Raw genomic sequence first — 20,572 nt, forward strand, 5'->3', positions numbered from 1 at the left:
TTAACAGCAGAAGCCTGGGGTCACAATATCCCCTGGGCTAAATAGGCGAGCTAATGCCGGGGAATTCAGCCGGCATTAAGCTTGGTGTCGGCTATGTCAATCGATCTTGGGCTGTGACCCGGTGCCGGCCGCGTCGTGCTCCTTCAACCAACGCTCGTAAATCAGCAAGAACACGGCGGCGGACCAGCTGAAGTTGCTGGCATGCAACCCCTCGCCCGTAAGAGGATCGTAATTTTCTCTGATACTGGCATCACCCAGCGCCCCTTGCGCCTGTTCAACCAGTTGCGTCGCCAGGCTACGGGCCTCCCGCCGGTAACCGTATCTATCCAGCCCTTGCAGGGCAAACCATGCCTGATCCAGCCACACTGGGCCACGCCAGTATTGTCGCGGGGCGAAATTCGGGCCGTCGGCGCCGACGCTGGGGAATGGCACCCGGGTGGCGAAGCTTTGGGGATGCAGATCTTGGGCTATCATGCGTCTGGCTTGCGCCGGCGATGCGACGCCCGCCCATAGGGGGATCCAGCCTTCGACTCCCTTGCCCGCCGAGGTGAGCAATTGGGGGCCGCCATCCGTCAGCCTGAGATCGTAGAAGAAGCCGCTGGCCTCATCGAACATGCGGCTGCGTATCTGCCCCCCCAGGGTCTGTGCCTGTGCGAGCCAGTGGGCCGCCTCGACGGCCAGTGTCAGCCGCTGCGCCATCCTGGCCAAAAACTGTTTCTCGGCATAGAGGTAACTGTTCAGATCGACCGACTCCTGGGACAGGGAATAACCCAGCAGCTTACCGGCGGCATCACGGTTCTCCCACACCCGCAGATCCGCGCCGGCATCGAACCTGGGGGCGTTGTCCATGCCCGACTCCCAGGCCGCGGCCTGGATCACGGCGGCGACATCCAACCTGCCTTCCTTCACATGGGCCGAATGCAGGTTCGCCCCATACTCGACCAAGCCATTGTGGTCATGATCACGATTGCGATACCACCATTCATGGTAGGCCTTGAGCTTGGGGTACATGAGCCGCAGCAACGCCAGATCCTGTGTCCGGCTATAGAGCTCCCAGACGGCCCAGGCCGCGAGTGGCGGTTTACCATTGCGTTCATTCCAATTGCCCCCGCTGCCACCCCGCTCGCCATCTTGGTTATAAAACACGGCATCGGGCAAGCCGCCGGCATCCTGCGGTCGCACCGGATCGTCGGCGTCGAACTGATAATCGAACATGGCCAACAGGTTGCCCTTGGCCAAAGCCGTATCGAAGTGAGACAGGGCCACGACCTGTTTCCAACTGTCCCAGGCCCACACCCCATTGAACCACTTGTAGGTCACGGACGGGGTGACCGCATCATGGTGTATGGCGCCCGCCGGGCTGCGCCAGTTATGGACTAAGGTCAGCATGCTCTTCACCGCCAGGGCACGATAGGCGACAGGCTCGGACCCTGACAGGCCCTGCAGCCTCTGCCGCCAGCGTTGGCGATTCTGTTGCAATCCCTTCGCGACGCGAGACCAGTCGCGGCCCAGATAGTCCCGGCTCTCCTGGGCGGTATGAAAATACCTATGGGTCGCCATCAGACTGACACTCTCCCCGGCTTCGAGTGGCAGCGCCTCTGTGCTCGCCCTATAGCCAAACTTGCCCTCGCGGCTCAGGGTCACATGGGTGTCGAAACCCAGTTCATATTCCGCATCACTCAACAAGATGCGCCAGGGATCCCTTATGGGATTGAAGCGCCAGCGTATGCTGTCGCCCTCCAGACTCTGGGAGGCAATCAAGCTATATTGGGGCAGTTCAGGGTGTTGGTTGAAGGGCTGTCCATGCCAGCTGAGGCGCCAGCTTTGGGCTCCAGGGCTCAGGTTATGCAGTTTGGTCGTCACTATGGCGCTGCGCTGGTCGCTGTAGCTCAGGCCGAGCGTCAGCGAGAGATCCCCCCAGTCAAACTGCTGAAACAAGCCGTCGGGCCTGGAATAGATATGAATGCCTGTGGCGGAGGCCAACTCACGCGCCTGCCCTGTGTCGGCATCCTGCAGGCTCAGGCGCTGCAGGCCGTCGCTCAGGTAGAGGCTATATTCCTGGGCGATAAACAGCGGGCCGGTGAAGCCACCATAATAGGCCGGGCTGTCTGGCAGGTGAAAACCATGCCAGGCGCCGGCATCCACATAGACGGCACCCGGCCGCAGGTTGCCGTTGGCATCCCTCGACTCCATGGCGGTGGGCGTCCCGGCATAGGGCAGAAGATCCTCGAAATCGGCAGGCCCAGGGCCGGCCAAGCCAGCGGCACAGAGGAGGAGACAAGTCAGCACAGGGCAACCTAAATTGGATACAATATCCGCATTATGGTGACTAAGGCCTGTGAACGCAATACCTGCTCAATGCAGCGGAGAATTGAGGTAGTTGGACACGCCATCGAGGAACATCTGCACCGAGAGCATCACCAGCACCATGCCCATCAGGCGCTCGACCGCCGTCAGGCCCTTCTCTCCCAGCACCCGGGTGAACACCTTGTAGAACATCAGGATAAAGGCACTGGCGCCCCATGCAGATACCAGGGCTATGGTCCAGTCCGTCATCCGGCCGCTGTCTGTGTGGGCCAGCAGTATCAGTGCCGCCAGGATCGACGGCCCCGCCATCAGGGGAATGGCCATGGGCACTATGAAGGGCTCCTCGCCCGCCGCCAAGCCGACCACACCGCCCGGCTGGGGGAAGATCATCTTGATGGCGATCAGGAACAATATGATGCCGCCGGCTATGCTGACCGACTCGGACCTGAGGTTGAGGAAGTCGAGGATGGCCTCACCCGCATAGAGGAAGAGCAACATGATCACCAGCGCAAACAACAGCTCGCGGATCAACACCTTGCGGCGTTTCTTGGGATCTATATGACGCAAGATGGAGGCAAAGATGGGCAAATTGCCCAAGGGGTCCATGATCAGAAACAACATCACTGCCGCAGAGAGTATATCCATGGTAAATATCTATGAATGAGTCAACATAAGGCCATATTGTATAACCTTTTACCGTCCCATAGGCGAATATTTACGCCTTTAAAACCTGACCCGGCCCTGACTTTCCCAACAGGGACCCGGCCTCGGGAGCACCAGGATTGGGTTGCAGTTATTCACTAAATTCAAGCGACAAGACTGCTCATTTCTGCTGCAGCTGGTATACTATGGCGTTTTTTCGACATTCGCCCCTGGAATCCATGCTCTATCTCGTCGCCAGCTGTATTGCACTCTTACTCGGTCCCCTGTTTTACCGTTACTTCTCTTCGGGTAGCGGGCTGCAGAAGGGATTGGATGGCTTTATCTTCGTCTCCCTGGGCGGATTGGTGCTGCTGCATATCCTCCCCGAGCTGCTGGAGCACGGTGGATTTGCCGCCATCATCTTCGTGGTACTGGGCCTCTGGGGCCCCACCGCCAGCGAACGTCTATTCCACCGCTATTCGGAGATCACCCACAATCTGACCCTGTCGCTGGGCGTCGGTGGCCTGCTGCTGCATACCATTACCGATGGCGGCGCCATGGTACTGGCACAACAGGCGGGCAACTCCAGCCTGCTGGCGCTTGGGGTCATACTCCATAGATTGCCCGTAGGTCTGGCGATCTGGTGGCTGCTCAAACCCCAGGTAGGCACCCGCTGGGCCAGCCTGGTGTTGACTGCCATGATCCTGCTGACGGGGATAGGTTATTTCGCCGGCGAGCAACTCCTGTCGCAGCTGAGCCTGGACAATACCGTCTATCTGCAAGCCTTCGTTACCGGCTCCATTCTGCATGTGGTGCTGCATCAGCCCCACGGGCAACACGAGCCTGATCGCCTGGGCAAGTATGAATATCAGGCGGGCATAGGCAGCCTGCTGGGCATAGGCCTCTTGCTCGTCTTGCTGTTGATGGACACGGGTGGTCATCAGCATGCCCATCACGACCAAGGCGCAGAGCAACTGAGCAGCTGGCTACTCACACTGGCGCCCGTGCTCTTGCTCAGCTATGGCGCCGCCGCCATCCGATTTCACTTGGGCCTGACTCCCAGGGATGCCAGCCTGAGACGCCGCTGGCTGCAACGCCTGCTGGGTCCGGAGGCGCTGGTCATCAGCGCCCTGTTGCTCGGACCCTGGTTTGCCCTCTACCAGGCGCTGGCTGCCCTCGCCATAGGAACTTACCTGAGCTGGATCAAGGCCGAGCTGGCCGATCCCCACACCAACCTGCCGGACTCGGCCTGGCGCTTCGGTTTCGCCCACCTGGTGGATCGCAGCGCCCCCTGGATCTTGCTCGGCCTGGTGCTGGCCAACCTGATAGGTCACCCCTCGCTGGCCTTGACCCAGCCCCTGCTGCAGCTCGCGCTCCTGCTGTTGCTCTTCCTGCCGATGCGCTTCTGCAACCTGAGCGCCGCCGTACTGGCGCTGGCGCTGGCCTACAGCGGCTGGAGTCCGGTCGCTGTGTTGCTGCCGCTGCTCGGGGCGCCGCTGCTCAGTCTGACCCAATTACGTCTGCTGAGATGGCCACAGCAACTTGGGCTATTCCTGCTGCTGGCATTGCTGCTGGCATTGCCGGCATTGAGCTCGTTGCAATGGCAGGCACCACCTCGGCTGCCGGCGCTGCTGGAGCTGCCGAGCCTGCTGCTGCTGGCCAGCCTGTTTGCCGCCAGCCTGTTGCGCCTGGGGCCGCGCAAGTTCCTGCGCCGCCTCACTTGGATAGGCACAGGCCCGCACCCGCATGGCCATGAGCATAAGCGAGGCCATGCCCACTCCCACTCACATAGCCATAGCCATAACCATAGTCATAGCCATCAAACGCAAGCCGGGCCAAGCAGCGAGGCGGATGCCAAGCATTCCGGGCATGATAGCCACAGGCACTGATCTGCGGCTGTTCATTTGGACGCTGACGGGCTAAGTTAAGGCATAAACTCCTAACTTAGCCCGGGCCATTGCCACCATGTGTATTCTCTTCATCGCCCTCAAGATGCACCCCAGGTATCCGCTCGTCCTCTGTGCCAATCGGGATGAATTCCATCACAGGCCAACGGCGCCGGCCCACTTCTGGCCCCCGGAGCACAGGCTGCTCGCGGGTCGGGATCTGCAGGCAGGCGGCACCTGGCTGGGGGTCAATCGCGATGGCGACATAGCGGCGCTGACCAATATTCGCGCCCCGACGCAGCAGGATGGCATGCGCAGCCGCGGCGAGCTGGTCACCCAGGCCCTGACCCAGCCTTCCCTCATGACAGACGCATGGCTGCAGGCCCATAGCCAAGACTATAACCCCTTCAACCTGGTGTTTGGCCGTAATGGCCAATTGCAGTGTTTCAACAGCCAGAGCGGGCAGCTGCAGGCCTTGAGCCCGGGATTTCATGCCATAAGCAACGGTGCCTTGGATGATATCTGGCCCAAGATGGCCAAGGGCCAGCAGGCGCTGGAGCGCCTCATAAGCAGCCGGGATGAGCTCAATCTGGATACCATGCTGGCGCTGATGCAGGATGAGACCCGGGCGCGGGATGAGGAGCTGCCCAGCACGGGCATAGATCTGGAATGGGAGCGGCGCCTGTCGGCCATCTATATCAAGCATCCGGACTATGGCACCCGCTCCACCAGCCTGGTGTTGCAGGATGTTCAGGGGAGAATGGACTTCACCGAGGTGAGATACGATGGCAAGGGCCGCAAGCTGGGGCGGGAGCATTTCCAGCTCGCGCCGCAGCCATGACTTAGATGAGGCGGCTGGGTCAGTCCGAGCTGTGATCATGGGTGATCACCCAGCGATCATCCAGCTTCTCTATCAAGAGGGTAAAGGCGCCGCTGGGCTTATCCTTGATGCGGGCCAGCTCCCAACGGCCAACGACCAGGGCGACATCCTTGCCGAGCAGCCTGATGTCCAACTGGCTGAACTTCAGCTCACCCTGGGTTGTCCTGTCGGGGTAATGCGCCTTATAGCGCGCCAGCATCTCTTCCCAGCCATAGCGAAACTGCCCCTTGGAGACGAACCTCAGCTTGGGGTCATGCCAGTAGCCTTGCATATAGGCATCCAGATCGCCGCGATTCCAGGCCGCCTGCTGGCTGGTCAGCAAGCCGGCTATCTCGTCGTCGGGCCCGGCGGCAACATCGAACGCCAACAGCAGCAATAACAGGCTAAGCCCCTTTTTAATCATAAAATTTCTCCAACTCGGTAATACTAAGTACTATAGCCAACCACAGCGCCAGGCGCCCGGGTACCAGCGGGGCGAGTGCCATCATGAAGAGCAACAAGCGAGTCGTTAACTATGTTTGAAAAATTTTGCCAATGGCTGATGCGAGTCACGGGCTGGCGCATTCAGGGCCAGTTGCCCGACCAGCGTCAGTACCTGCTCATAGTTGGGCCCCACACCAGCAACTGGGATTTCATCGTCGGCGTCATGGCCCGCGGCGCCCTGGGAACCCGGATCCATTTCCTCGGCAAGCACCAACTCTTCATCCCCCCCTGGGGCTGGTTCTTTCGCGCCATAGGCGGCAGCCCGGTCGACAGACGCAGGAATAATAATCTGGTCGATGCGGCGATCGAGCTGTTCGCCGATCAGCCGGACTATAAGCTGGCATTGGCGCCCGAAGGCACCCGCAGCCAGGTGAAACGCTGGAAGACGGGTTTCTACCATATCGCCGTCAAGGCCAATGTCGCCATAGTGCCTGTGGGACTGGATTTCAAACATAAGGCGGTGATCCTCAGCGAGCCCCTGTTGCCCTCCGGCGACATGGCCAAGGACATGGAACAGATCCTCGGCTTCTATCGCTCAGTGTCCGGACGCCACCCCAAGGTGATCCCCGACTTCATTCCCTGATAGCCCGGGCCCGATAGGAATCCAGCCTCATCCCCTGAGGGCCTGCATGTCCATGCCGGTCGGCACCTGGAATGGCCGCAGGCCGAATATCGGCAGGATGGCGAAGATATGATCGAAGATGTCCGCCTGTATGTCTTCATAATTCGCCCAGCGGGTATCATTGGTGAAGATATAGATTTCGAGCGGCAGGCCCTCAGTGGTCGGCGCCAATTGACGCACCATCAGGGTCATCTCCTTATGCACCTTGGGGTGCTGGCGCAGGAACTCCAGCAGGTAAGCCCTGAAGGTACCTATATTGGTCAGGCGCCGGCCATTCACCGGCATGTCGAAGTCCGACACGGCGCGATTCGACTCCTCTATCTCCTGGGTCTTGCGCTGCAGATAGTCTTTGAGGCAATTGATCTTCGCCAGCTTGAGCCGCTCCGCCTCGCCCAGGAAGGCTATGCTGTTGACGTCTATGTTGAGCGAGCGCTTGATGCGTCGGCCACCGGATTCGGACATGCCGCGCCAGTTACGAAAGGCATCCGACACCAAGGCATAGGCGGGGATCATGGTGATTGTCTGATCCCAGTTGCGCACCTTGACTGTGGTCAGGGACACTTCTTCCACCGAACCGTCGGCACCGTATTTATCCATCTGGATCCAATCGCCACGGCTGACCATGCGGTTGGCCGCCAGTTGAATGCCGGCGACAAAGCCCAGAATGGTGTCGCGAAACACCAGCATCACCAGACCGGTGGCAACGCCCAGGCCGCTGAGGAAGATCAGCGGCGACTGCTCCGCCAGCACTGAGATGGCGATGATGATGCCGATGAAGAACAAAAACAGCTTAATCAGCTGCACGAAACTCTTCACCGGCAGACGGCGGCTGACCAGGTTGACGTCGGCCACCTCGTTGGCCGCATCCAGGGCCGCATAGCAACCGCGCACCAGGAGCACCACCATCCAGATGCTGAGCAGGCGATCCGCCAACAGGCTGGCCAGCTTATGCTGGGTCAGGGCTATGGGCAGGAGCAGCTCCAGCACCAGCACAGGCACCAGCATGGCGAACTTCTCCAGCACCCGATAGCGCATGAAGATATCGTCCCAATTGACCCTGGAGCGCTGGATCACCAGATTCATCGCCCGCACCACGCCGCGGCGCACTATGAAGTAGGACAACCCGGCCAACAGGAGGCAGACCAGGATCATCACAGAGGTCGACACCCCATCCGCAGGTTGGCTATCTATGCCAACCCCCGCCAGCCAGGCGGAAATCTCCAGTCTTAAATCTGTATCCAAAATAGCTCCCGCGCCCCATCAAGGGTCCAATCGACGGCCAGGCGCCGGCAACCCGGCTGACACTGGCAACAAATATTTCACATGTGGTTATTTTAAAAAGAGTTTCAATATTACACCCACCCAGGGAACAAAGCGATATGGCGCAGCTTTAGCTTTAAGGCCTCTGGCGAATAAACTAAGGCCACAGGCGAATAAACTGCCCCCGGCAAGATGGGGCATTTTCCCATGAAGGCACATTTAACCTGACAAGCCGCCCCAGACTTGTTTATCCTAGCGCCAATCAACTTGTCCATACCAGTCAGAGGATGACATATATGACTAGAATCCTGTCCTGCGCCTGTCTCATCTGGTGCGCACTCGCATCCCAGGCATTCGCCGCCAACGAAATTGCCCGTACCACACTGGCAAATGGCGCCGTGGTGAGCCTGAAAGACGACTTCACCTGGGAGTATGTCATCACCCAGGCGATCGAGGCCCCAGCGGCCCGGCGCCCCGCGGAGCCCATGATGCCGACCGCCCCCCTAATGCCTGAGGTCACAGCCGTCGCGGCCAAGCCAGAGATGCCGGCGGGCGAGCAGCTGACCGCCCAGGCCATGAGCCACGGCGCCATGCTCGGCCACACGGCCAAGGACGGCATAGGCGTCAGCTTCGAACGGGCCCAATGGCTCGGCGATGAACTGGGACTGGTATTCACCCTGACCAGTTCCAGCAAAGAGCACGTCATAGGGGTCGAAGTCGAGGCCGGCTTCTTCGACGACCAAGGCATGCGCATCAAACAGGAAAAGCTCGAGGTATGGCGCGCCATCACCCGGGTACCAGAGACGTATCTCAGAAACGGCCAGACCCGTCAGAGCCAGGTATTCTGGGTCGAAGGCATCAGCCAGGCGCAGTGGCGCAAGCAGCACCTGAGCCTGAAGATCACCGAAATAGAAACCCGCTAGCGACGGGCGAACACAAGACCAGCGGACCCCCAGGGTCCGCTTTTTTTATCCTCAAGCTCCATGGCGGCCAACGGACACTCGGGCTTGTCCGCGGACAGTTTTCGGACACTCATAGGAAAGAGGCTGGCGCCTGAGCGGACAGTATTTGCCGCCAAAGCCACTGAAATAGTGGAAAAGGGATCTTGGCATGCAAACTGCTACCTATCCGTCAATACCGGTGAAATATCTGCGAAGCCACGGGCATCAAGCGTCAGAGCAATCGCAGGTGTCGGTACCTGAGCCCTGAAACGGGCTAAAACCCAATACAAGGAAGATCCTATGAATATTCGCTCAACACTATTATTGGCCTGCTTGCTCCCCACCCTCGCCGCCCTGGCGGTACACGCTGCCTCGAGCACCAACGACGCTCCCGAGCCTGGCGCCGAAGTCACCAAAGTCGGCTGTCATCCCGACTTTTCCTGGGTGTTGGTCCGTCAAGACGGCAGTATGGCGGTCGGTGCCGGCAACAGCGATGACTGGCAACGACTGAAACGAGAACGCCAAGATCACCCCAGCGACTATCTATGGTTCAAGACGCCCCAAGGCGAGTATGAGATAGTCGATCCTGCCATAGTCGCCCGAGTCGGAGACGTTATGCTGCCGATGCAACGCCAGGGCGAGCAGATGCAGTTGCTGGGCGATCAGATGGAGAGCAGGAGTCATGCCCTTCAGCAGCTGAGCCATGAGTTGGACCAGTGGCGGAGACAGGAAGTGAATGATCCGGCATTGGAGGCCGAAATCGCCGGGATCCAGCTTGAGATGGATCGACTGGGCGAGCAGATGGATCGTATGGGGCAGGAGCAACAAGCCTCGAACAGAGACGCCGACGAGACTGTCTTTAACCTGATACAAACGGCCATAGCCGAGGGAAACGCCGCAATCATCAGAGACAGATGAGCGGCGACTAAGCAGGGTTCAGTCCGGTCATTCGCGCCGCCATGGGGTGATCGGCATGCAATTGCAACAGATCCCAGAGGTTGCCGTACAAGTCCCGAAATACGGCCACAGTGCCATAGTCTTGTTGTTGTGGCTCCCGGACGAAATGAATGCCATCGGCCCGCATCCTATGATAATCGCGCCAGAAATCATCGGTATTGAGAAACAAAAACACCCGTCCCCCGGCTTGGTTGCCGATGAAGTCATGCTGCTCAGGCTGGGATGCCTTGGCCAGCAACAGACCCGCACCCTTTGAACCCGGCGGCGCCACGACCACCCAGCGCTTATCCTGCTCGGGCTGATAGCTGTCTTCCACTAAGTCGAACTTCAACTTATTCACATAAAAATCGATCGCCTCGTCGTAATCTTTAACGACCAAAGCGACATGTACCAAAGCTTGTTTCATGGTTATCCTCGTGATTGATTAGGGGACGACTTTGCCGCTCATCTCAGGCGCTCCATAGCCCCAAGAGATCCTGGCTTCGCCATGATGCTCCCAGAAGCTCTGGTTGCGGCCCTGGTATCTGGCACCGCTGGCGCCTGGCTGAATGAAAATCGGCGAGACACTGTCACCGCGATCGGCGATGAGGGTCGCGGGTTCGGTGTCGAAGAAGGCCACAGGCAGCGGGTTGGTGGCATTGCCATCGCAGGCATAAGCCATTGGGCCTATCATCTCGACCAAAGAGGAAAACAAAAAAGGACCCTGGGGTCCTTTTTTCATTTCATTGAATGCCGGCGCGAGCCAGGCTGTCAATTACAGGCTGGGCAACACCCCTGCCGGCAGGTAGGCGTTGAAGCTGGCCGTATACAACAGATCCGTGGCGGCTTCGATATCCGGGCCGAAGTATCTGTCCTTGTCGTAGTAGGCCACCACTTCGCGCAGCTCGGCCTTGGCCCTGGCCACGGCGGCGCTCGGTGTCAGCGGCGCACGGAAGTCCAGCCCCTGGGCCGCGGCCAGCAGTTCCACCGCCAGCACCCCACGGGTGTTTTCGCTCATGTCGCGCAGGCGACGGGCGGCGAAGGTGGCCATGGACACATGGTCTTCCTGATTGGCCGAGGTCGGCAGGCTGTCGACCGAGGCCGGATGGGCATAGGTCTTGTTTTCCGACGCCAGTGCCGCCGCCGTCACCTGGGCTATCATGAAGCCAGAGTTGACGCCGCCGTTCTTCACCAGGAAGGGAGGCAGCTTGGACAGGCTGGAGTCGATCAGCAGCGCGATGCGGCGCTCGGCGATGGCACCCAGCTCGGCGATGGCGATCGCCAGGTTGTCGGCCGCCATGGCAACGGGCTCGGCGTGGAAGTTACCGCCGGAGATGATGTCGCCCGTGTCCTGGAACACCAGCGGGTTGTCCGTGACGCCGTTGGCCTCTGTGCCCAGCACTTCGGCAGCATGGCGTATCTGGCTCAGGCAGGCGCCCAGTACCTGTGGCTGGCAGCGCAGCGAGTAAGGATCCTGCACCTTCTCACAGTTGGCGTGGCTGACGGCTATCTCTGAGTCCTCGCCCAGCAGGTGACGGAACACGGCCGCCGAGTCTATCTGGCCTTTCTGGCCGCGGGCCGCATGGATGCGGGCATCGAAGGGGCTGCGGCTGCCCATGGCGGCTTCGACGCTCATGGCGCCTATCACAGAGCTGGCGGCGAACAAGTCTTCGGCGTGGAACAGGCCTTCCAGCGCCAGTGCCGTCGAGGCCTGGGTGCCGTTGAGCAGCGCCAGCCCTTCCTTGGCGGCCAAGTCCAGCGGCTGGAGGCCGGCGATGGCCAGGCCTTCGGCGGCGGACAGTATCTCGCCCCTGTGGCTCATCTCACCCTCACCCAGCAACGGCAGACACATGTGTGCCAGCGGTGCCAGGTCGCCTGAGGCGCCCACCGAGCCCTTCTCGGGCACGCAGGGATAGACTTCGGCGTTCACCAGGGCGATCAGGAAGTTGATCACCTCCAGGCGGATGCCGGAGAAGCCGCGGCTGAGGGAGTTGATCTTCAGCACCATCATCAGGCGCACTGTGGCGTCCTGCATATACTGGCCCGTGCCTGCGGCGTGGGACAGCACTATGGAACGCTGCAGCAACTGCAAGTCTTCCGGGGCTATCTTGGTGTTGGCCAGCAGGCCGAAACCCGTGTTGATGCCGTAGACGGTGCGGCCCTCGTCGAGCACCTGCTGCACTATGGCGGCGCTGGCGTTGATTGTCTCTGTGGCGGCGGGTGCCAGTTCCAGGGTCAGCTTATGGCGGCTGATGTCACGCAGCTGCGCCAGCGTCAGGCTGCCGGGTTCTAACACGAGATGATGATGGGTATGGCTCATTATTTGGCTCCCTGGGTGGTTAACATGGGCAAATCAAGACCCTGTTCTTTGGCGCAATTCTTGGCAATTTCGTAACCCGCATCGGCATGACGCATCACACCTGTGGCAGGGTCGTTCCACAGCACCCGGCCGACGCGCTTGGCCGCCGCATCCGTGCCGTCACAGACGATAACCACGCCCGAGTGTTGGCTGAAGCCCATGCCGACGCCGCCGCCATGGTGCAAGGAGACCCAGGTGGCACCGCTGGCGGTGTTGAGCAGGGCGTTGAGCAATGGCCAGTCGGACACGGCATCCGAGCCGTCGAGCATGGACTCGGTTTCGCGGTTGGGGCTGGCGACCGAACCTGAGTCCAGGTGATCCCTGCCTATGACCACGGGCGCCGACAGCTCGCCGTTCTTGACCATCTCGTTGAAGGCCAGTGCCAGACGGGCCCTGTCTTTCAGGCCGACCCAGCAGATACGGGCCGGCAGGCCTTGGAAGGCGATGCGCTCGCGCGCCATGTCGAGCCAGTTATGCAGCTGCGGATTGTCCGGGATCAGCTCCTTGACCTTGGCATCTGTCTTGTAGATGTCTTCGGGATCGCCCGACAGCGCCACCCAGCGGAAGGGACCTATGCCTTCGCAGAACAGCGGCCGTATGTAGGCGGGCACGAAGCCGGGGAAGTCGAAGGCATTGGCCACGCCCACTTCGAAGGCCATCTGGCGTATGTTGTTGCCATAGTCCAGGGTGGCGGCGCCCTTGTCCTGCAGCGCCAGCATGGCTTGCACCTGCACCGCCATGGATTCCTTGGCGGCCTTGACCACCGCGGCCTCGTCCTGCTTGCGCATCTCGGCGGCATGCTCCAGGGTCCAGCCCTGTGGCAGGTAGCCGTTGAGGGGATCATGGGCCGAGGTCTGATCTGTCACCACATCCGGCACTATGCCGCGTGCCACCAGCTCGCTGAACACGTCGGCGGCGTTGGCCAGCAGGCCGACGGACACAGGTGTGCCTGCGGCATTGGCGGCATCTATCATCGCCAGCGCCTCGTCCAGCGAGGTGGCTTTCTTGTCCACATAACGGGTGCGCAGGCGGAAGTCGATACGTGTCTCGTCCACTTCACAGGCCAGCACAGAGAAGCCCGCCATGGTGCCTGCCAGCGGCTGGGCTCCGCCCATGCCACCCAGGCCGCCGGTGAGAATCCACTTGCCGGCGGCCACGCCGTCGAAATGCTGTCTGGCGACGGCGGCGAAGGTCTCGTAGGTGCCCTGGACTATGCCCTGGGTGCCTATGTAGATCCAGGAGCCGGCGGTCATCTGGCCGTACATGGCCAGCCCCTGCTTATCCAGCTCGTTGAAGTGTTCCCAGTTGGCCCAGTGGGGCACCAGGTTGGAGTTGGCGATCAACACCCGCGGCGCATCCGCGTGGGTGCGGAACACCCCCACAGGCTTGCCGGACTGCACCAGCAGGGTCTCGTCGTCTTCCAGGCGCTGCAGCACTTCGACTATCTTGTCGTAGCACTGCCAGTCGCGGGCGGCGCGACCTATGCCGCCGTAGACCACCAGATCCTCCGGACGTTCGGCCACGTCCGGGTGCAGGTTATTCATCAGCATGCGCATCGGCGCTTCGGTCAGCCAGCTCTTGCAGCTCAGTGTGGTGCCATGGGGCGCTATGATGCGGCGGCTGGGATCGTGTCTCTTATCCATGTTTCAACCTCTGTGGTGTTTTACCCTCGGCCTCAGGCGCTCGGGCATATTGTTTTAATTGATCTAACTAGTGTTCTGTTTGGCCCGCCCTCGGCAGGCCTGGTTTGAATCAGCCCTTGCCGAAGGTCAGGTGGCCACCCAGACGGAAACGGCTGCCCGGATGCACCAGGCGGGCGAAGCTCACCACCCCCAGGCGTGACCAGGTACGGCGCAGGATCTGCAGGCAAGGTTCGCTGGCCGGGATCTGCAATTGTCTCTGTATCTGTTCGCTGGCGACTATCGCCTCTATGGTGTGGCGCGCCTCGGTCAGCGGCGCCACCTGGGACAGGTACTCGTGGGGTGTCAGGCTACTGAAGTCCTGCTGCAGATAGTCGGGGATCAGCGCCGGATTGACGTAACGTTCCTCCAGCTGCAAGGCCGCGCCCTGCTCGCAATGCACCAGCACGGAATAAAATACCGGACTGCCGACCTCGAGTCCGAGGGCGATGGCGATCGGCGCCTTGGCCTCGACCTGGGCCAGCTCAAGCTGCTGCACGCTGTAGCCATGGCCCCTGTCCTTGATCTCGTCGGCTATGTTGCGGATCGCCAGCAGGGAGGACTGGGACTTGAGGCCGGCGACGAAGGTGCCCAGCCCCTGGCTGCGCTCCAGCACGCCGTTGTCGGTCAGCTCTGTCAGCGCCCGGCGCGCCGTCATGCGGCTGCAGCCGAACTGCTCGGCGAACTGGTTCTCCGACGGCAGCCTGGCGTTCTCTTCCCACTCCCCCGTCTCGATACGGGCGATGATGTATTGCTTGATCTCGGCAAATTTAGGCGTGGCCATGGTCCTTCCTATGCTGGCATCCAGGACGATTAAACTGATATGTTTAATCTCGCCTGGAACTCGGTTACAATCCTAACTTGTATATACAAGTAAATACAAGTCGTTCACAAATTTTGCATCTAGTATTCATTGAAGGGGAAGCAGCATGTCTTGGGATCAGGTCTGGATCGACGTCAACTTAGCCACCATGAGTCCACAGGTATCAGCACCTTACGGTGCCATCAGCGATGCCGCCATCGCGGTCAGGGACGGCAAGATCGCCTGGCTGGGTCCCAGGAGCGAACTGCCGGAATTCGATGTGTTGGCAACCCCGGTTTACAGGGGCAAGGGCGGCTGGATCACCCCAGGGCTGATAGATGCCCACACCCACCTGGTGTTCGCCGGCAACCGCGCCAACGAGTTCGAGCTGCGCCTCCAGGGCGCCAGCTACGAGGACATAGCCCGCGCCGGTGGCGGCATCATCTCAACCGTCAAGGCCTGCCGCGAGGCGGACGAGGCCGAGCTGTTCGAGCTGGGGCGCCAACGCCTCAATGCCCTCGCCAGAGAAGGGGTCACCACTGTGGAGATCAAGTCAGGCTACGGCCTGAACACAGAGACGGAACTCAAGCTGCTGCGGGTGGCCCGCGAGCTGGGCACACACCATCATGTGGAGGTGGTCACCACCTTCCTCGGCGCCCACGCCATTCCGCCTGAGTTCAAACACGACAGCGACGCCTATGTGGATCTTGTGGTCAACGAGATGCTGCCGGCGGTGCTCGAGGAGAACCTCGCCGACGCTGTGGATGTATTCTGCGAGGGCATCGCCTTCAACCTGGAACAGACGGAGCGGGTGCTCTGTGCCGCCAGGGCAGCTGGGCTGGAGATCAAGCTGCATGCCGAGCAGCTGTCGAACCTCGGCGGCTCAGAGCTGGCGGCGCGCCTGGGTGCCAAATCAGTGGATCACATAGAATTTCTCGACGAGGCCGGGGTCAAGGCCCTGGCCAAGAGCGGCACCTGCGCCGTGCTGCTCCCCGGCGCCTTCTACTTCCTGCGGGAAACCCAGAAGCCGCCGATCGATCTCTTGCGCCAACACGGCGTGCCCATGGTGCTGGCGAGCGACTTCAACCCCGGCTCCTCGCCCATCTGCTCTACCCTGTTGATGCTCAACCTGGGCTGCACCCTGTTTCGCCTGACCCCGGAAGAGGCGCTGGCCGGCGTCACCCGCAACGCCGCCAAGGCCCTCGGCATAGACGGCCGCGTCGGCCAACTCGCCGTCGGCATGCAGGCCGACTTCTGCCTGTGGAACATCTCCACCCCGGCGCAGCTGGCCTACAGTTACGGCGTCAATCCCCTGATGGATGTGGTAAAAGCCGGCAAACTCATTCATCAATGATGGCAAAGGACGGGATGCCAAGCTACGCCCAACGGCGCGGCTTGGCTCTCCCCAGTGCCCAATGATGCAGCCATGCCAGTTCTGGGGTTCCTCTTAGGCATGGCTGCTATCTCACCGGCTCTGCTCACACCTTCAACGGCTGCAGATTGGATCTTGTATCACAAGACAGCGACGGCTATCACCACGGCTGACAACATATACAGGCCACCAGAGAGTGATATAGATTTGAGTAGACTCAGCTCCTCGACTTCCATTTTTTCTATGTCAGCCATGTTGATGGATTTGCCTTCTCCGTACACAGCAAGCTCTGTTGCACCTTCAACCTCAAACTCGAAGGTTTCCCCAGAGTAAGTCGTGATCTTCACATTTTCACCAACATAGCTTGATGCAGGCTTAGCGTCGGCTTGAACCTCATTCAACGAAGAACAGCCCATCATGCAGAAACAAATGACTATCGCAGTAATTAACTTATTCAAAATAAACTCCTTTTTAAGATGCAAGGAGTGTATGAGGCCGGCCATCATAAAACAACCAGGCATGCACTCTCAGCTGCCCAGTTTATGAACAGTCGACAAGACATGCTTCAAACTAATGATGGGGGACCAATGCTGTCAGCCTCTCAACGGCCCCAGATCGGGATCTGGAGCATACTGACGCCATCGAGTCGCTAAAGGGTTGCAGGCGTCCTCACTCTTTGTCTTCAATGAGTAGGTGATGACTGCAGGCCATATGCCGACCAGAGTGCCGGCAATCACCTGCCGTGGGCATTTACATTGCTACACCAGTGACTCGCTGTGAAGCCATCCCTGGCTGCTCGACGAAAACATCCTTGTTTTCGACGGTCACTGGCGCAGCAATGCCAGTTTTGGAGTTCCACTTAGGCCACGCAATGTGTCCCACACCCGACCAAGCTGTGCTTGGCAAACAGCTTGAATCTCTGAGGTTCTCAATAATGCAACTGGTGGCTGCCGGCTATTGTGCCAACCAGAGTGCCGACAATCACCTGCCGTGGGCTTTCGCATTGCTACACCAGTGACTCGCTGTGAAGCCATCCCTGGCCGCTCGACGAAAACATCCTTGTTTTCGACGGTCACTGGCGCAGCAATGCCAGTTCTGGCGCTTCACTTAGGCCACGCAACTTGTCCCGCCATCCTCAACGGCTCCAGATGGGGATCTGGGGCATACTGACGCCTTAGAGTGACTAAAAGTTGTGAATGTCCTCACTCTTTCCAGGCAAGACTCCAACATAGACAATCTATCTCCGTCTAGAAGAGGCTACTAAGCACGCCATTTACTGTGGGTGCCCATAATTACCGTGTCCCTGTAAGCTCTACTAAAACATCCATGTTTTAGAAGGTCACTGCCACGCCAGTGCCTACTCCGGCGCTCCACTCAAGCATCGCAGCTTTGTCACCCAATATTTTTACACCCTCAGCTACACCAGATGAGGAACGTGTGTCATCCCGATGCTTTCAGCAGCAAAGAGTTATGACTGTCCTCGATCTCATTGCTAAATCCAAGGTGACCATATATGTCCTATCTTTTTCTAGCTCTTTTTGTTATGAGTTTCCAAATATTCTTCATTTATTATTTTAATAGAAGAACCTTTGTTAATCAAAGATTCATAGTAGGCTTTTTGTCTTTCAATTAAAGATTGTCTTCCGCCTTCGACAAAACCAAATTCATTAATTATCGGGGAAAAACTATCTCCTAACTCTCCTAGGTCACGACCAGAAATCACTGGCTTTTCATTGTATTCCTCCCAATAAAGCATATAAGTATGGCCTGCCTTAAAATCAACCCCAACTTTGAAGCTCCATTCGGTGTACTTATATTTTGAACCAAAGTCTTGAAAGTTGGTTGACATTGTTCCTTGAAGAGAAGCGTGACCAGAATCTAAGTATATGAGTTCTACAAAATGGCCATCTTGGTAATTAAAAGTTCCAGCTAATTTATTTCCATTCACAACATGAATGAATTGCTGAGGTACATAAACGGTTACGATCTCGCTTTTAGTTTTATTCCCGCTATAAAGAATAGCTTTTGAAGATGTGCAGCCAATTAACTGAGTAAGACATATTGCCAAACCTATTTTTAAAAAAATCTTCATTTAAACTCCATTTAATATTAACATTGCACTTAGACAACTTAAATATAATTCCCTTTTAATTCAATCAGTAGACATGCATAGCATTGCCTATTTCAATTAATTTATGGAAATCCAACCAATCACAAAACCAAGCATGATGTCCACATCTTACACTATTTTTATTCATACAAAAACTAGACTGAAAAAATCAGACTATCCATTATAAAACAATAACATAATGCGCTTTCCGTTTGCGTTCAAGAAATGGCAAGTCAAAGGCCAAGACATCCAAAACCCTTTCCAAGCCTTAAATTACCAGTATGGCTGAAGATGGCACCCATCTCCCTTCGAAGCGGCCGAGGGCGTTGGAGCAGATGAGCGTGAGCGAGGCATGGACGAATATCGCGAAGCGACAAGCTTATGAGCGCGAGGCAGGATAGCCGAGCTGGGAGTGAAGCATATGGATGTGCTTCGCCGAGCTAGCCTCAGGTGAGCCAGGGATGGCGAATATGAGGCGCTAGCTCAGAGGCCCATAAGCCAGAGGCTAATGCTTTAACAAGAGCCCGCTTCGCAGGGACGTCATGGTGAATGCAAGGAGGATAGGACGAGCAGTCCTCCTTGCCCGACTCTCTTTAAAACTGAGGGGCGGGAAGCCCACGACTTTCTCGGTCGTAAGGCCGTTGAAACTCTCGGCAGAGAACGAGTGACCCACTAGTCTAGTGTTGCTGCAAAGTGGATTTGCAGCCTATCACCTGCCGTGGGCTTTCGCATTGCTCTGATATCTATAACGCCAATTCTGGCGTTCCACTTAGGCCACGCAATGTGTCCCGCACCCGACCTAGGTGCGCTTGGCAAGTGGCTTGAATCTCTGAGGTTCTCAATGATGCAACTGATGACTGCCAGCGATTGTGCCAACCAGAGTGCCGACAATCACCTGCCGTGGGCATTTACATTGCTACACCAGTGACTCGCTGTGAAGCCATCCCTGGCCGCTCGACGAAAACATCCTTGTTTTCGACGGTCACTGGCGCAGCAATGCCAGTTCTGGCGTTCCACTTAGGCCACGTAATTTGTCCCGCCATCCTCAACGACTCCAGATGGGGATCTGGGGCATACTGACGCCTTAGAGCCGCTAAAAAGTGATGCCCTCACTCTTTCAGCTCCAAGCAACACAGTTATGACAGAAATACACGGTGGCACATCCACTGGTTAACCTATGCAAACAGCTTGGATTTAACCAACCGGCTTCTGGGCTGCAATCAACAACAGCATTGGCCGTTCAGCTTCCTCGGCCAGGGCGGGGTTGGCAGCTACCTGCTGCACCGAGGGGCCCCATTCGTTCAGCTGACGCAATTCAAACCCGGCTTGCAACAAGGCATTGACCATAGTGCCCAAGGTTCTGTGGTATTTGATCACCCCTTTGGCCATCCAGTCGCTTCGACGTTCGCCTTCGGCCTGGTAGCTGTTGACTGCCCAGGAACGCTTGCCGGCCTCATCCACCAGCCAACCCTGATTCGGGGAACAGGTAAAGACAGGATGTTCGGTGGAGAACACCAGCCGGCCGCCGGGTTTCAGTGCCCGATACAGAGTCGCAAACAAGGGCCGCAGATCAGCAAGATAATGCAGCGCCAATGAGCTGTAAGCCAGATCCACACTCTTTGGTGCCAGCATAAGGCCATCGAGATCCCCCTGCTGGTATTCAATCGCTTCATCCTGGGTTGTTGCCCTCGCCTGGGCCAACATCTTACTGGAGAGATCTATCCCCAATACCGAGTCGGCCCCCAGCTCCCTAGCGGCGCGGCAAAACCAGCCGTAGCCACAGCCGAGATCCACCACCCTGCGCCCCTCCAACGGCGGCAACATCGCCTTGAGCGCCGACCACTCAGGGGCGCCATCCAACCCGTGAACCGAACGGAGCAGCTGTGCATAGGCATCAAAAAAGCCCTGATTGTCATAGATATTTTGTGACATAACTGTCTCCTGCAAACTGGATTCAAAGTATAAAAAAAGCGAACGGGACCCGGTTCGCTTTTGAGAATCGCCATAAGGCGGATACGAAAAAGGGCCACGGATGAAGGTTCATCTGTGGCCCCCGTTGACTGCGCCAAGACATACGCGCCCTTCCCTTGCGGGATGGCGACAGTGCATGTCGTGGCGATGACTGGGTAGAAAGCTCAGGCTTTCCTGTTTGGCTCCGGACAAGGCTTCATCGCAAGCAACTGTACGGAGCACACTCGGGTCACTCGCTGATCCGAGGCGTAAAGAGTCATGAAAGGATACCTCTATGAAATTGGCTGAATTCTAATCAAGGTAATAAATACTGTCAATCACT

Annotated in this window: 18 protein-coding genes; 6 read left to right on the forward strand and 12 right to left on the reverse strand. The window is 58.3% G+C overall.

The window, feature by feature from the left end; translation table 11 throughout:
- Positions 1-96: 96 nt before the first annotated feature.
- Positions 97-2,289 (reverse strand): MGH1-like glycoside hydrolase domain-containing protein, encoded by a 2,193-nt coding sequence (locus tag HC757_RS13695; protein ID WP_169564935.1) that lies wholly within the window; start codon positions 2,287-2,289, stop codon positions 97-99.
- 66 nt (positions 2,290-2,355) lie between these two features.
- Complete coding sequence (locus tag HC757_RS13700; RefSeq protein ID WP_169564936.1) at positions 2,356-2,952, reverse strand: YhgN family NAAT transporter; 597 nt, start codon at positions 2,950-2,952, stop codon at positions 2,356-2,358.
- A gap of 236 nt (positions 2,953-3,188) precedes the next feature.
- Here HC757_RS13700 and HC757_RS13705 point away from each other — a divergent pair, with 236 nt between their 5' ends.
- The gene (locus HC757_RS13705) at positions 3,189-4,838 is read left to right on the forward strand and encodes a ZIP family metal transporter (RefSeq protein WP_169565005.1); all 1,650 of its coding nucleotides are present in this window, start codon (positions 3,189-3,191) and stop codon (positions 4,836-4,838) included.
- A gap of 76 nt (positions 4,839-4,914) precedes the next feature.
- Entirely contained in the window at positions 4,915-5,676 is a 762-nt protein-coding gene (locus tag HC757_RS13710; protein WP_169564937.1) for an NRDE family protein, read from the forward strand.
- Between the two features lie 19 nt (positions 5,677-5,695).
- Here HC757_RS13710 and HC757_RS13715 read toward each other — a convergent pair whose 3' ends face one another.
- Positions 5,696-6,118: a YybH family protein gene (locus HC757_RS13715; protein WP_169564938.1), complete on the reverse strand. Its 423-nt coding sequence runs from the start codon at positions 6,116-6,118 to the stop codon at positions 5,696-5,698.
- A 111-nt stretch (positions 6,119-6,229) separates the two neighbouring features.
- On the opposite strand from HC757_RS13715, the gene HC757_RS13720 reads away from it, so the two are divergent.
- Entirely contained in the window at positions 6,230-6,781 is a 552-nt protein-coding gene (locus HC757_RS13720) for a lysophospholipid acyltransferase family protein (protein WP_169564939.1), read from the forward strand.
- Positions 6,782-6,808: 27 nt separating this feature from the next.
- Here the strand turns inward: HC757_RS13720 and HC757_RS13725 are convergent, their stop codons facing one another.
- Positions 6,809-8,062: a mechanosensitive ion channel family protein gene (locus HC757_RS13725; protein ID WP_169564940.1), complete on the reverse strand. Its 1,254-nt coding sequence runs from the start codon at positions 8,060-8,062 to the stop codon at positions 6,809-6,811.
- Positions 8,063-8,376: 314 nt separating this feature from the next.
- Here HC757_RS13725 and HC757_RS13730 point away from each other — a divergent pair, with 314 nt between their 5' ends.
- Positions 8,377-9,003 carry a DUF3157 family protein gene (locus tag HC757_RS13730; RefSeq protein ID WP_169564941.1) on the forward strand — a complete coding sequence of 209 codons (627 nt, stop codon included), beginning with the start codon at positions 8,377-8,379 and terminating at the stop codon, positions 9,001-9,003.
- A gap of 318 nt (positions 9,004-9,321) precedes the next feature.
- The gene (locus tag HC757_RS13735; protein ID WP_169564942.1) at positions 9,322-9,939 is read left to right on the forward strand and encodes a hypothetical protein; all 618 of its coding nucleotides are present in this window, start codon (positions 9,322-9,324) and stop codon (positions 9,937-9,939) included.
- A 7-nt stretch (positions 9,940-9,946) separates the two neighbouring features.
- On the opposite strand, the gene HC757_RS13740 is transcribed toward HC757_RS13735, so the two are convergent.
- The 5 genes from HC757_RS13740 to hutC form a co-directional block, all read right to left on the reverse strand.
- Positions 9,947-10,384 (reverse strand): VOC family protein, encoded by a 438-nt coding sequence (locus HC757_RS13740; RefSeq protein ID WP_169564943.1) that lies wholly within the window; start codon positions 10,382-10,384, stop codon positions 9,947-9,949.
- Between the two features lie 18 nt (positions 10,385-10,402).
- Positions 10,403-10,672 (reverse strand): MliC family protein, encoded by a 270-nt coding sequence (locus HC757_RS13745; RefSeq protein WP_342343072.1) that lies wholly within the window; start codon positions 10,670-10,672, stop codon positions 10,403-10,405.
- A 60-nt stretch (positions 10,673-10,732) separates the two neighbouring features.
- Positions 10,733-12,277, reverse strand: a complete 1,545-nt coding sequence (gene hutH, locus HC757_RS13750; protein ID WP_169564945.1) for a histidine ammonia-lyase — start codon at positions 12,275-12,277, stop codon at positions 10,733-10,735.
- Positions 12,277-13,959 carry a urocanate hydratase gene (gene hutU, locus HC757_RS13755; RefSeq protein WP_169564946.1) on the reverse strand — a complete coding sequence of 561 codons (1,683 nt, stop codon included), beginning with the start codon at positions 13,957-13,959 and terminating at the stop codon, positions 12,277-12,279. The genes hutH and hutU overlap by 1 nt, the downstream gene beginning before the upstream one ends.
- A 109-nt stretch (positions 13,960-14,068) precedes the next feature.
- Positions 14,069-14,779: a histidine utilization transcriptional repressor HutC gene (gene hutC / locus HC757_RS13760; RefSeq protein WP_169564947.1), complete on the reverse strand. Its 711-nt coding sequence runs from the start codon at positions 14,777-14,779 to the stop codon at positions 14,069-14,071.
- Between the two features lie 145 nt (positions 14,780-14,924).
- Between hutC and hutI the strand changes: the two genes are divergently transcribed.
- A complete protein-coding gene (gene hutI, locus HC757_RS13765) occupies positions 14,925-16,151 on the forward strand; it encodes an imidazolonepropionase (protein WP_169564948.1) in 1,227 nt (408 codons plus the stop codon).
- Between the two features lie 158 nt (positions 16,152-16,309).
- Here hutI and HC757_RS13770 read toward each other — a convergent pair whose 3' ends face one another.
- The 3 genes from HC757_RS13770 to HC757_RS13780 all read right to left on the reverse strand — a co-directional run bounded on the left by HC757_RS13770 (position 16,310) and on the right by HC757_RS13780 (position 20,211).
- Positions 16,310-16,627: a hypothetical protein gene (locus HC757_RS13770; RefSeq protein ID WP_169564949.1), complete on the reverse strand. Its 318-nt coding sequence runs from the start codon at positions 16,625-16,627 to the stop codon at positions 16,310-16,312.
- A 1,070-nt stretch (positions 16,628-17,697) separates the two neighbouring features.
- A complete protein-coding gene (locus tag HC757_RS13775) occupies positions 17,698-18,261 on the reverse strand; it encodes a hypothetical protein (RefSeq protein WP_169564950.1) in 564 nt (187 codons plus the stop codon).
- A 1,212-nt stretch (positions 18,262-19,473) separates the two neighbouring features.
- Complete coding sequence (locus HC757_RS13780) at positions 19,474-20,211, reverse strand: class I SAM-dependent methyltransferase (RefSeq protein WP_169564951.1); 738 nt, start codon at positions 20,209-20,211, stop codon at positions 19,474-19,476.
- Between the last annotated feature and the right edge of the window lie 361 nt (positions 20,212-20,572).

The sequence above is a fragment of the Shewanella salipaludis genome (assembly GCF_012911865.1).
GTDB classification, from domain to species: Bacteria; Pseudomonadota; Gammaproteobacteria; order Enterobacterales; family Shewanellaceae; genus Shewanella; species Shewanella salipaludis.

What these genes read in the sequence shown, in the direction of transcription:
- HC757_RS13700 (WP_169564936.1), bottom strand. Translation starts at nt 2,952, where the DNA reads ATGGATATACTCTCTGCGGCAGTGATGTTGTTTCTGATCATGGACCCC.
- HC757_RS13705 (WP_169565005.1), top strand. Translation starts at nt 3,189, where the DNA reads ATGCTCTATCTCGTCGCCAGCTGTATTGCACTCTTACTCGGTCCCCTG.
- HC757_RS13710 (WP_169564937.1), top strand. Translation starts at nt 4,915, where the DNA reads ATGTGTATTCTCTTCATCGCCCTCAAGATGCACCCCAGGTATCCGCTC.
- HC757_RS13715 (WP_169564938.1), bottom strand. Translation starts at nt 6,118, where the DNA reads ATGATTAAAAAGGGGCTTAGCCTGTTATTGCTGCTGTTGGCGTTCGAT.
- HC757_RS13720 (WP_169564939.1), top strand. Translation starts at nt 6,230, where the DNA reads ATGTTTGAAAAATTTTGCCAATGGCTGATGCGAGTCACGGGCTGGCGC.
- HC757_RS13730 (WP_169564941.1), top strand. Translation starts at nt 8,377, where the DNA reads ATGACTAGAATCCTGTCCTGCGCCTGTCTCATCTGGTGCGCACTCGCA.
- HC757_RS13735 (WP_169564942.1), top strand. Translation starts at nt 9,322, where the DNA reads ATGAATATTCGCTCAACACTATTATTGGCCTGCTTGCTCCCCACCCTC.
- HC757_RS13740 (WP_169564943.1), bottom strand. Translation starts at nt 10,384, where the DNA reads ATGAAACAAGCTTTGGTACATGTCGCTTTGGTCGTTAAAGATTACGAC.
- hutH (WP_169564945.1), bottom strand. Translation starts at nt 12,277, where the DNA reads ATGAGCCATACCCATCATCATCTCGTGTTAGAACCCGGCAGCCTGACG.
- hutU (WP_169564946.1), bottom strand. Translation starts at nt 13,959, where the DNA reads ATGGATAAGAGACACGATCCCAGCCGCCGCATCATAGCGCCCCATGGC.
- hutC (WP_169564947.1), bottom strand. Translation starts at nt 14,779, where the DNA reads ATGGCCACGCCTAAATTTGCCGAGATCAAGCAATACATCATCGCCCGT.
- hutI (WP_169564948.1), top strand. Translation starts at nt 14,925, where the DNA reads ATGTCTTGGGATCAGGTCTGGATCGACGTCAACTTAGCCACCATGAGT.
- HC757_RS13775 (WP_169564950.1), bottom strand. Translation starts at nt 18,261, where the DNA reads ATGAAGATTTTTTTAAAAATAGGTTTGGCAATATGTCTTACTCAGTTA.
- HC757_RS13780 (WP_169564951.1), bottom strand. Translation starts at nt 20,211, where the DNA reads ATGTCACAAAATATCTATGACAATCAGGGCTTTTTTGATGCCTATGCA.